At 71.3% G+C, this 10,078-nt stretch carries 11 protein-coding genes; 7 read left to right on the top strand and 4 right to left on the bottom strand.

The annotated features are described in order from the left end of the window. A partial coding sequence (gene cobA, locus RMO85_RS13525; RefSeq protein WP_310529247.1) for a uroporphyrinogen-III C-methyltransferase occupies positions 1-1,105 on the top strand: 1,105 nt, incomplete at its 5' end. Further along, complete coding sequence (locus RMO85_RS13520; protein WP_310529246.1) at positions 1,098-1,901, top strand: RNA methyltransferase; 804 nt, start codon at positions 1,098-1,100, stop codon at positions 1,899-1,901. The genes cobA and RMO85_RS13520, both read left to right, overlap by 8 nt. A gap of 174 nt (positions 1,902-2,075) precedes the next feature. Here the strand turns inward: RMO85_RS13520 and RMO85_RS13515 are convergent, their stop codons facing one another. Together RMO85_RS13515 and def are read right to left on the bottom strand one after the other, a co-directional pair. Then, positions 2,076-2,861 carry a TrmH family RNA methyltransferase gene (locus RMO85_RS13515; RefSeq protein ID WP_310529244.1) on the bottom strand — a complete coding sequence of 262 codons (786 nt, stop codon included), beginning with the start codon at positions 2,859-2,861 and terminating at the stop codon, positions 2,076-2,078. Then, positions 2,858-3,472 carry a peptide deformylase gene (gene def / locus RMO85_RS13510; RefSeq protein ID WP_310529243.1) on the bottom strand — a complete coding sequence of 205 codons (615 nt, stop codon included), beginning with the start codon at positions 3,470-3,472 and terminating at the stop codon, positions 2,858-2,860. The genes RMO85_RS13515 and def overlap by 4 nt, the downstream gene beginning before the upstream one ends. 74 nt (positions 3,473-3,546) lie before the next feature. Between def and RMO85_RS13505 the strand changes: the two genes are divergently transcribed. After that, the gene (locus tag RMO85_RS13505) at positions 3,547-4,932 is read left to right on the top strand and encodes an acyl-CoA dehydrogenase family protein (protein ID WP_310529242.1); all 1,386 of its coding nucleotides are present in this window, start codon (positions 3,547-3,549) and stop codon (positions 4,930-4,932) included. Beyond that, entirely contained in the window at positions 4,932-6,146 is a 1,215-nt protein-coding gene (locus RMO85_RS13500) for an acyl-CoA dehydrogenase family protein (RefSeq protein WP_310529241.1), read from the top strand. The genes RMO85_RS13505 and RMO85_RS13500 overlap by 1 nt, the downstream gene beginning before the upstream one ends. A 12-nt stretch (positions 6,147-6,158) precedes the next feature. On the opposite strand, the gene RMO85_RS13495 is transcribed toward RMO85_RS13500, so the two are convergent. Next, positions 6,159-6,449 carry a YiaA/YiaB family inner membrane protein gene (locus RMO85_RS13495; protein ID WP_310529240.1) on the bottom strand — a complete coding sequence of 97 codons (291 nt, stop codon included), beginning with the start codon at positions 6,447-6,449 and terminating at the stop codon, positions 6,159-6,161. Between the two features lie 118 nt (positions 6,450-6,567). On the opposite strand from RMO85_RS13495, the gene RMO85_RS13490 reads away from it, so the two are divergent. Both RMO85_RS13490 and RMO85_RS13485 read left to right on the top strand, forming a co-directional pair. Then, on the top strand, positions 6,568-7,983 hold the full coding sequence (locus RMO85_RS13490) for a pyridoxal-dependent decarboxylase (RefSeq protein WP_310529239.1): 1,416 nt from the start codon (positions 6,568-6,570) through the stop codon (positions 7,981-7,983). Between the two features lie 16 nt (positions 7,984-7,999). Next, positions 8,000-8,620 (top strand): hypothetical protein, encoded by a 621-nt coding sequence (locus RMO85_RS13485; RefSeq protein ID WP_310529238.1) that lies wholly within the window; start codon positions 8,000-8,002, stop codon positions 8,618-8,620. Here RMO85_RS13485 and RMO85_RS13480 read toward each other — a convergent pair. Then, the gene (locus tag RMO85_RS13480; protein WP_310529248.1) at positions 8,613-9,896 is read right to left on the bottom strand and encodes a CocE/NonD family hydrolase; all 1,284 of its coding nucleotides are present in this window, start codon (positions 9,894-9,896) and stop codon (positions 8,613-8,615) included. The two genes, RMO85_RS13485 and RMO85_RS13480, sit on opposite strands and share 8 nt — an antisense overlap. A 58-nt stretch (positions 9,897-9,954) precedes the next feature. Between RMO85_RS13480 and RMO85_RS19675 the strand changes: the two genes are divergently transcribed. Next, a partial coding sequence (locus RMO85_RS19675) for a phosphoenolpyruvate carboxylase (RefSeq protein ID WP_397203895.1) occupies positions 9,955-10,078 on the top strand: 124 nt, incomplete at its 3' end.

Here is a 10,078-nt window from a genome sequence, read left to right as displayed (position 1 = left end):
GCCCGAGGTGACGCCCGCGCTGGAGGGCATGGCGGCGGAGGTGACGCTCGTCCTGCGCGAGTTCGTGGAGTCCGACCTCGATGACGCGTGGTACGTCGTCGCCGCCACGGACGATCCCCTGGCCAACGAGCGCGTCAGCGTGGCCGCGGAGGCCCGCCGGATCTTCTGCGTCCGCAGCGACGACGGCACCCGCGGGTCGGCCTGGACCCCGGCCACCGGACGGCACGGCACGGTCACGTTCGGCGTGCTCGGCAACCGCGAGCCGATGAAGTCCGCCGCCCTGCGCGACGACATCCTCACGGCGCTGCGCGAGGGCCAGCTCACGGCGGTGGGCGCCCACGACCGCACACCGGGCGTGGTGCTCGTCGGTGGCGGGCCCGGCGATCCCGAGCTCGTCACCATCGCCGCTCGCCACGCCCTGGCCTCGGCCGACGTGGTCGTGGCCGACCGGCTCGCCCCGCGTGAGCTGCTCGACGCGCTGCCGGCGGGGGTGGAGCTGATAGACGTTGCCAAGCTGCCCCGCGGCCGCTACGCCTCCCAGGACTTCATCAACGAGGTGATCGTGGCCCGCGCCCTCGAGGGCAAGCGGGTCGTCCGCTTCAAGGGCGGCGACAACTTCGTCTTCGGCCGCGGCTACGAGGAGGTCATCGCCTGCAACGCCGCCGGGGTGCCGGTGACTGTCGTCCCGGGCCTGTCGTCTGCCATCGCCGTACCCGCCCGAGCGGGCATCCCCGTCACCCACCGCGGCGTGGCGCACGAGTTCTCCGTCATCTCCGGCCACCTGCCGCCCGGCCACCCCGACTCGCTGGTCGAGTGGGGAGCACTCGCCAAGCTGCGCGGCACGCTGGTGATGTTGATGGCCGTCGAGAACGCCGCCGCCATCGCGCACACCCTGGTCGCCGAGGGCCGCCATGCCGACACCCCCGTCGCGGTGATCGTCGAGGGCACGATGCCCGAGGAGCGCACCGTGCTCGCCACCCTGGGCACACTGTCCGACGAGATCGCCGCCCAGCGGGTCCGCCCGCCCGCGATCATCGTCGTCGGCGAGGTCGTGGCCGTCGCGCACCCGGAGCGCTTCGCAGATCTCGGGCAGGCGCGTGGCTGAGCTCCACCACCTCGACGATCCCGCCGATCCGCGACTCGCCGACTATCGCGACCTGCGCGACGTCGAGCTGCGCAAGCACCTCGAGGCCGAGCACGGGTTGTTCCTGGCGGAGGGGGAGAAGGTCGTACGTCGCGCGGTCGAGGCCGGCTTCACCCTGCGCTCCCTGCTGATGGCGCCGCGCTGGCTGGACGGTCTGGCCGACGTGCTCGCGATGACCGACGCGCCCTGCTACGTGCTCTCCGAGGCCCTGGCCGAGGAGGTCACCGGCTTCCACGTCCACCGTGGTGCGCTGGCCTCGCTCGAGCGTCGGCCCCTGTCCAGCGTCGAGTCGGTGCTCGCCGACGCCCGCTCGGTGCTGGTGCTCGAGGACATCGTCGATCACACCAATGTCGGTGCGATCTTCCGCAGTGGCGCCGCCCTCGGGTTCGACGCCGTTCTGCTGTCGCCGCGCTGTGCCGACCCGCTCTACCGCCGCTCGATCAAGGTCGGCATGGGCGCCGTCTTCACGCTGCCCTGGACACGTCTTCCGGACTGGTACGACGCCATGCCGGCGTTGTCGTCGGCCGGCTTCACCACCGTCGCGCTGACGCTTGCTGGCGACTCCACGCCGATCGAGTCGGCGGTGGCGCGCGTCGGGCGGCTCGCTCTCGTCCTGGGTTCGGAGGGGCACGGCCTCTCGCCCCGTTGGGAGCAGTCGGCGGACCGCCGGGCGACCATCTCGATGCGCGCGGGCATCGACTCCCTCAACGTGGCCGCCGCCAGCGCCGTCGCCTGCTACATCGCCGCTCAGCGCTGAGGACTCACGTCGTCGGGCGTCCGTAGCCAGAGCTACCGAAGCGTACGGCTGGGTGCGGGCGAAATATCCAGCCCGACTGTTCGGTAGCGGCGGATGCCTCGCCGGAGACCTGGAACGGCCGGGCGGCAAACAGGAGGCGCCGCGCGAGGCCGACGTGCGTGCCCGGACGTCGGCTCAGCGGCGCTGGCGGAACGCCTCCTCGAGCACGATCGACCCTGCTGTCGCCGCGTTGAGCGAGCTCGCCGAGCCGGCCATCGGGATCGCGACGAGCGCGTCGCAGGCCTCGCGCCACGCGCTCGTCATGCCGACGGTCTCGTTGCCGACGACGACGATGAGCGGTCCCGTCAGATCCGCGTCTCGTACGTCGACGCCGCCGGTCTCGTCCGTGCCCACGACCCTGATCCCATGCGGCTCCGCCCAGGACAGCACCTCGCGATGGGACGGGGCCCGGACGACGGTGAGGGCGAAGAGCGAGCCCGTGCTCGATCGGACGGTGCGGGGGTCGTAGGGGTCGGCGGCGTGGCCGGTCACCACGAGAGCGGTTGCGCCGAAGGCGTCCGCGGACCTGGACAGAGTGCCGAGGTTGCCCGGCTGGCTGGGCCGGTCGAAGACCACGGTCAGTCCCGTGGGGTCGAGTCGCGTGAGGTCGTCGGCGGGCATCTCCACCACGGCCAGCAGCTCGCTGGGCTCGTCCTTCTCACCGAGCTCGGCGACGAGCTCGGGTGCCATCACGATCTGCTCGGCCGTCGTCGACTCCCACACCCCGCCGGCCCAGGTCGACAGCCGAGGGCGGCCGTCGCTGATGAGGCTGCGGACCGTCCAGCCGTGCTCGATGGCCAGCGTGATCGGTCGCACGCCCTGCACCAGGAACTCGCGCTGCCGGTGCCGCTTGGTGCGGTTGTGGAGCAGCGCCTCCCACTGCTGGAAGCGGGCGTTGCGGCTGGTGATCCGGATGGTCACGAGTCGCTCAGTGCCCCGACGGGCCACTGCGGCGGATAGTCCTCGGCCACCTTGTCGTGCGCCTTGCGCAGCTTCTTGAGGGCCTTGGTTGGCAGCCGGTCCCCGAAGACGGTCCCGGACGTGTGGTCGGCCTCGTGCTGCAGGCAGCGGGCGAGGAGGCCGTCGCCCTCGAAGTGCACCGGCTCGCCGTCGAGCCCGAAGCCGTCGACCGCGGCCCAGTCCGGCCGCGCGCACTCCACGAATGCCCCGGGGAAGGACAGGCAGCCCTCGTCGTCGGTGTCGAGCCGGCGATCGCGGCCCTCGGGCTGGGTGAGCGTCGGGTTGCACACGACCCCGACGGTGTGGCGGCCCGACTCGTCGGGGCAGTCGAAGACGAACATCGCCACGTCCTCGCCGATCTGGCAGGCCGCGAGCCCGACGCCCTCGGCGGCGCGCATGGTGGCGACCATGTCGGCGGCGAGGTCCGCGAGCGCCTTGCCGTACGCCGTCACGAGCTGTTGCGGCCGGTGCATGACCTCGGCTCCCCAGCGGGTCATCGGGCGCACGGAGCCGCCCTCCGGGAGGGGTCCGTGGGGGGCATGTGGCGCGTCTTCAGGAGTGCTGTCGGGCATGCCGCGGATACTAGTGACAGGCGACACGGATGAAGTTGTGGCGCCATGTGTAACTCAGAGTTACAGTTTCTTTCATGTCCCTGATCACTGACACCTTCAAGCGAGGCGGCACAGGTGCGTCCAGCAACCGACACGGCCTCGCCTCCGGTGAGAGCCGCGACCCGATCGGGTTCGCCGTCGCCGGTCTCAACCGGCTCGCCCAGAGCGACTTCATCGATCGCGTCGGCCTGCGCCGGCAGACCGAGCGCCTCGTCTTCAACGCGACCCGCACCGGGTTCCGGACCGTGACCGCGGCCAGCCGCCGGTTCGGCAAGGTCTCGCGCAGGTCCGGGCCCGGCACCCGGCCCGCACCCGCGGGTCGCAGCGGGGTCTTCGACCTGACGCCCACCGAGGACGAGCAGATGCTCGTCGATGTCGTCTCCGACTACGCCACCGAGGTGCTGCGTCCCGCCGCCTCCGCCGCCAACGAGACCTGCGTGGCCCCGCCGGAGGTGCTGGCCGCGAGCCTGGAGATCGGACTGCCGATCCTGGGCGTCCCCGAGTCGCTCGGCGGCATCTCCGAGGAGCGCTCGGCCATGGCGGGCACCCTCGTCGCCGAGGCGCTCGGCCAGGGCGACATGGGCCTGGCCCTGGCCGCTCTCGGCCCGGGTGCGGTCGCGACCGCCCTCGCCCTGTGGGGCACGGCCTCGCAGCAGGAGACCTACCTGGCAGCCTTCACCGGCGACGACGTCCCGGTCGCTGCCCTCGCGCTGACCGAGCCCACGGTCCTCTTCGACGTCCTCGAGCCGTCGACGAGCGCCACCCGCTCCGGCGACGGCTACGTGCTCGACGGCCTGAAGTCGGGCGTCGTCCGCGGCGCCGACTCCGAGCTCTTCATCGTGGGTGCGCTGCTCGACGGCTCGCCGACACTGTTCCTCGTCGAGTCCGACGCGAAGGGGCTCACCGTGGAGGCCGACCCGTCGATGGGCATCCGCGCCGCGTCGCTGGCGCGACTCGTGCTCACGGGCGTCCGGGTGCCGGCCGAGTCCGTGCTGGGCACGACCGACGGTGCGACGTACACCGAATGCGTGCGTCTTTCGCGCCTCGCGTGGTGCGCGCTGGCCGTCGGGACCGGCCAGGCCGTCCTCGACTACGTCCGCGCCTACGTCAACGAGCGGGAGGCCTTCGGTGAGCCGATCAGCCACCGCCAGGCCGTCGCGTTCATGGTCGCCAACATCGCGATCGAGCTGCAGTCGATGCGCCTCGTGACCTACAAGGCGGCCTCCCGGGCCGCCGCAGGCAAGGACTTCGCCCGCGAGGTGGCCCTGGCACGCCAGTTGTGCGCGAGCAAGGGCATGCAGATAGGCCTGGACGGCGTCCAGCTCCTCGGTGGGCACGGCTTCGTCAAGGAACACCCCGTCGAACGGTGGTACCGCGACCTGCGCGCGGTCGGGATCATGGAAGGTTCGGTGCTCGTCTGATGATCAATCTCGAGACCCCCAGGAAGCACCGCGTGCTCGTCGACCAGGCGCATCAGGTCGCGATGAACATGCTCCGTCCGATCTCGCGCAAGTACGACCGTGCCGAGCACGAGTACCCCAAGGAACTCGACCTGCTCGCTGCCATGATCGACGGACTGTCGGAGTCCGGTTCCTCCGAGGGCGCCGGTGCTACCGGCGTCCGTCGCGACGACGAGGGCGCGGACGAGGGCACCGTGAAGAACGGTGCCAACCTCGCCTCGGTCCTCTCGATCGCCGAGATGTGCTGGGGCGACACCGGCCTGCTGCTGTCCATGCCGCGCCAGGGCCTGGGGAACTCCGCCATCGCCTCTGTCGCCACCGACGAGCAGCTCAAGCGCTTCGAAGGCACCTGGGCCGCGATGGCGATCACCGAGCCGAGCACCGGCTCGGACTCGGCGTCGATCACCACGACCGCCCGCCTCGACGGCGACGAGTACGTCCTCAACGGCGAGAAGATCTTCGTCACCTCCGGTGAGCGCGCCGACTCGGTGGTCGTGTGGGCCACCCTCGACAAGGCCCTGGGCCGTGCGGCGATCAAGTCGTTCGTGGTCAAGAAGGGCAACCCCGGCATGGTGGTGGAGCGGCTCGAGCACAAGCTCGGCATCCGCGCCTCGGACACCGCCGTGATCACCTTCACGGACTGCCGCGTGCCCGCGTCAGATCTCCTGGGCTCCCCGGAGGTGGACGTCAAGCAGGGCTTTGCCGGCGCCATGGCGACCTTCGACAACACCCGCCCGCTGGTCGCGGCGATGGCCGTGGGTTGTGCCCGCGCGTCACTCGACCTGACTCGCGACCTGCTCGCGCAGGCCGGCGTCGAGGTCGACTACGACCGGCCCGCGCAGGTGCAGTCGGCGGCCGCCGCCAAGTTCCTCCAGATGGAGGCCGACTGGGAGGCCGCCCACCTGCTCACGCTGCAGGCGGCCTGGATGGCCGACAACGGCAAGCCCAACTCGCTCGAGGCCTCGATGGCCAAGGCGAAGGCCGGCCGCGTGGGCTCCGACATCACGCTGAGCTGTGTCGAGCTCGCCGGCTCGGTGGGCTACAGCGAGACCGAGCTGCTCGAGAAGTGGTCGCGCGACTCCAAGATCCTCGACATCTTCGAGGGCACCCAGCAGATCCAGCTGCTGATCGTCGCGCGCCGGATCCTCGGGCTGACGAGCGCCGAGCTGCGCTGAGGTCGTACGGCGTCAGGCGGACTTGAAGGGGTCGTGCTGGGCGAGCACCTTGTCGAGGCGGGCGGCGTCGAGGCGGTGGACGACGGTGCTGTCCTCCTGCATGTCGCGCACCACCTTGGCGAGGGTGAAGGTCGAGGTCGTCAGGTAGAGGGTGCCGAGGGCCATGAAGGCCTTGATCCACGGGTCGGCCTCCATGAAGTAGATGCCGACCAGCATCGCGAAGAGCGAGGCCCCGAAGGAGATGGCGGCCTGGGCGGCGAAGGCGGTCGTGTTCTTGGAGGTGGTGCTCGGTGAGGTGGGCATGGCAGAAGCCTCGCCGCTGACGGCGCACTCCGGACCTGTCGCGCTACCCGACCGTCCCTGAGTACGAGCGCTCAACCTCGGGCAGTACGTTCGGGCCATGTCGAAGAATGGGTCGCACATGAGTCCCGAGGAGTTCCGCCGCCAGGGCCACGCCGCGATCGACTGGATCGCCGACTACTGGGCCGGCCTGGACGACCTGCCGGTCCTGTCCCAGGTCTCTCCCGGTGACGTACGCCGCGCGCTGCCGGCCTCGCCCCCGGAGACGGGCGAGTCCTTCGACGCGCTGCTGGCCGACCTCGACGAGCTCGTCGTGCCGGGCCTCACGCACTGGCAGCACCCGCGGTTCTTCGCCTACTTCCCGGCCAACTCGTCGCCGGCGGCGATCCTGGGTGACCTGATCTCCAGCGGCATCGGCGCGCAGGGGATGATCTGGGCGACCAGTCCCGCGGTCACCGAGATCGAGCAGGTCGTCGTCGACTGGCTGGCCCAGGCCCTCGGCCTGCCCGAGCAGTTCCGGCTCACCGACCACGGCCGCGGCGGGGGAGTCATCCAGGACACCGCCTCCACCGCGACGTTCACCGCCCTGTTGGCCGCCCTGCACGCCGCCAGCGGCGGCAGCGCGCGCGAGACCGGGGTCGGCTCGACCAAGTGGGCCGTCTACGGCTCCTCGCAGGCCCACTCCTCGCTGGTGAAGGCCGTGATGATGGCCGGGCTGGGAGCCGAGTGCGTACGCTCCGTCGAGGTCGATGCGCACACGCAGGCCATGGACGTCACGGCGCTGGAGCGGCTCCTGGCCGACGACATCGACGACGGCTGGACGCCTCTGTTCGTGCAGGCGGCCGTCGGCACGACCTCGACGGGAGCCATCGACGACGTCCAGGCGATCGCGGAGGCGCTCGACGGGGTCGGGGCGTGGCTGCACGTCGATGCCGCCTGGGCCGGTGTCGCCGCCGTCTGCCCGGAGCTCCGCGACCGCATCCTGGCCGGGACGCACCTCGCCTCCTCGATCGTGACCAACCCGCACAAGTGGCTGCTCACGACCTTCGACTGCAGCGTGCTGTGGGTGCAGGACCGCTCGTGGCTCACGGACGCGCTGTCGATCACGCCCGAATACCTGCGCAACCCGGCATCCGAGTCGGGCGCGGTCGTCGACTATCGCGACTGGCACCCGCAGCTCGGTCGACGCTTCCGGGCGATGAAGCTGTGGGCGGTGCTGCGGACCTATGGGCTCGAGGGGCTGCGGGCCCACATCCGCGAGGGCGTGGACCTGGCGGCGTACGTCGCCGAGCTGGTCGGCGAGGACGACCGGCTCGAGCTGGTGACGGACCCCTCCTTGAGTCTTGTCGTCTTCCGGCACGTGGGCGGAGACGAGTCGACGTTGTCGGCGATGCACCGGCTCAACGCCAGCGGCGTCGCCTACCTGAGCCACACCGTCGTCGAGGGACGCGCCGCCATGCGTCTGGCGGTCGGCAGCTGGCGCACGACCCGCGAAGACATCGACCGGACGTGGGCGGAGCTGCAGCGAGGGCTCTAGGCGGCACTATGTGGGGATGAAGCTCTACGCCGACACTCCTGGCCGTCGCATCTTCCAGCTCGCGGTCGACCTGCTGTTCGTCGCCTGGCTGGTGATCTGGGTGTGGATCGGACTCGCTGTCCACGACGGCACGATGGCCCTGGCGGCGCCGGGCCGGCAGACCGACGCGTCGGCGTCCGCCCTGGCGGGGCAGCTGCGCGACGCAGGCGGCCGGCTCGATGACGTGCCCCTCGTCGGCGACGAGGTCGCCACGCCGTTCGACAGGGCGGCCGACGCCTCCGACGGGCTCGCGGCCGCCGGGCGCTCGTCGGTGACGGCGGTCGAGCGACTGGCCCTGGTGCTGGGCCTGTCGATCGCGACGATCCCGATCCTGGTGGTGATGGCGTTCTATCTGCCGGGCCGATGGCGATTCATCCGGGAGGCGACGGCCGGCCTGAGGTTCATCGACTCCGCCGATGACCTCGACCTGTTCGCGCTGCGGGCGCTCACCAACCAGCCGATGCGGGTGCTCGCGAAGGTGAGCGACGACCCGGCCGGCGACTGGCGCAGGCAGGATCCGCGGGTCGTGCAGCGGCTTGCGGAGCTGGAGCTCAAGGACGTGGGTCTGCGGCCGCGGCGCGGCCTGCCGGTCAGCTGACGACGGGCAGCGTCAGCGTCTGCGCGGGACCGCCCGCAATCGTGACCGGCTGCGAGACGAGCCCGCCTCGGTAGTTGACCGAGCTGCTGGACACGACGAGTCGGAGCCGGTGACCGGCCTCGAACCGGTGCACGATCGCGGGCATCGTCACCCGGACGGGCACCGTCGCGTCGCTGATCCGCATCGGCGCGATCTGCTGCTTGATGTCGTGCACGGTGCCGTCGGGCGCCACGTCCTGGAGCCGGGCGAAGAGCACCAGCATCCCGGCCGGGCCGCCGGACTGGGTGGACGCCGCGACGGGAGCCTCCACGCGCAGGTCGAGCACGGGGGGACCGACCACGTCGAGCGCCTGGGCCAGTGCGCCGGTGTCCCAGCTCGCGAAGGTGCCACGGGCGTCGGCCTCCGGCAGGGAGACGGGCGTGAGGTAGTTGACGGCGTCGAGCGGGTTGGTCGACGCCGGAGCGCCTGCGGGCGGGGTGACGAACGACTGCGAGCCGGTCGCCGCGGCGGGGTCGGCGGTCAGGGCGGACCCGCCGAGGTGGAGGATGTGCGGCGTGCCGACCGACGGCTGGTTCGCGGTCGCGTAGGCGGGCCGCGCGTTGCCCTCGTAGTCGATCCAGTCGCGGAAGTAGGCGAAGCGCGGACCGGTGGACCCCGCGTCGCCCTTCAGGTAGTGATCGAACCACCGGACGATGCGCCCGGTCTCGTACTGCCCACTCGGGTCGAGCACCGAGTGGTCGAAGTCCCCGGGCGCCGGGTCGCCGGAGTGGCCCCAGCTGTGCCAGATCATCTTGACCGGCGTGCCCTGGGCGCGCAGCGCGCGGTAGGTGGCAGACGCCTCGTTGAGGTTGAAGAGCGTGTCGGCCTCGCCCTGCAGCAGGAAGGTCGGGATCCGGATCCTGTGGATGTACGACGACACCGACGCATGGCGCATGGTTGCGATGCCTGCGTCGTCAAGGTGTCCCGTGACGCCGGCGTGCGCGAGGGTGGGGCAGACGAAGTCGGCGAAGTTGGGGCAGCCGACGAGGCGGTGGGGATCGGTCTGGCCGTGCTGCACGCCGTTGGCGACACCGGAGCCGGTGAAGCCCAGGGACCAGGCGAGCTTGGCGGCGCCGGGAGTCGTCGGGCGCACCGTGCCGGGTGCCTGGCCAGTGTTGTTGGGGCCGAGGGAGTAGGTCAGGTCGCTCCACGTGATCATCGGGATGATCGTGTCGAGGCGGGGGTCGACCGACGCGATGGCGAACTGGATCTGGCCGCCGTACGACCCGCCCATCATGCCCACGCGGGGGTCGTGACGATGCGCCTTGCCGTCGTGGGCCCTCTTGTCCGTCTCGATGACCCGCAGCGGAGACGATCTGCTGCGCGTGCTGCTGTTCGCACGCGAGACTGGCCTCGTCGATCTCGCGTCCGATCCGCCGACCACGCGACTCGACGTCGTGCCGCTGTTCGAGACGCTCG

This window comes from Nocardioides sp. (genome assembly GCF_031422975.1).
Lineage (GTDB): Bacteria > Actinomycetota > Actinomycetes > Propionibacteriales > Nocardioidaceae > Nocardioides.
Note: the sequence above shows the minus strand (reverse complement) of the source record. Positions and strands in the feature narration are given on the sequence as shown.

What these genes read in the sequence shown, in the direction of transcription:
- def (WP_310529243.1), bottom strand. Translation starts at nt 3,472, where the DNA reads ATGCCCGACAGCACTCCTGAAGACGCGCCACATGCCCCCCACGGACCC.
- RMO85_RS13505 (WP_310529242.1), top strand. Translation starts at nt 3,547, where the DNA reads ATGTCCCTGATCACTGACACCTTCAAGCGAGGCGGCACAGGTGCGTCC.
- RMO85_RS13500 (WP_310529241.1), top strand. Translation starts at nt 4,932, where the DNA reads ATGATCAATCTCGAGACCCCCAGGAAGCACCGCGTGCTCGTCGACCAG.
- RMO85_RS13495 (WP_310529240.1), bottom strand. Translation starts at nt 6,449, where the DNA reads ATGCCCACCTCACCGAGCACCACCTCCAAGAACACGACCGCCTTCGCC.
- RMO85_RS13490 (WP_310529239.1), top strand. Translation starts at nt 6,568, where the DNA reads ATGAGTCCCGAGGAGTTCCGCCGCCAGGGCCACGCCGCGATCGACTGG.
- RMO85_RS13485 (WP_310529238.1), top strand. Translation starts at nt 8,000, where the DNA reads ATGAAGCTCTACGCCGACACTCCTGGCCGTCGCATCTTCCAGCTCGCG.
- RMO85_RS13480 (WP_310529248.1), bottom strand. Translation starts at nt 9,896, where the DNA reads ATGATGGGCGGGTCGTACGGCGGCCAGATCCAGTTCGCCATCGCGTCG.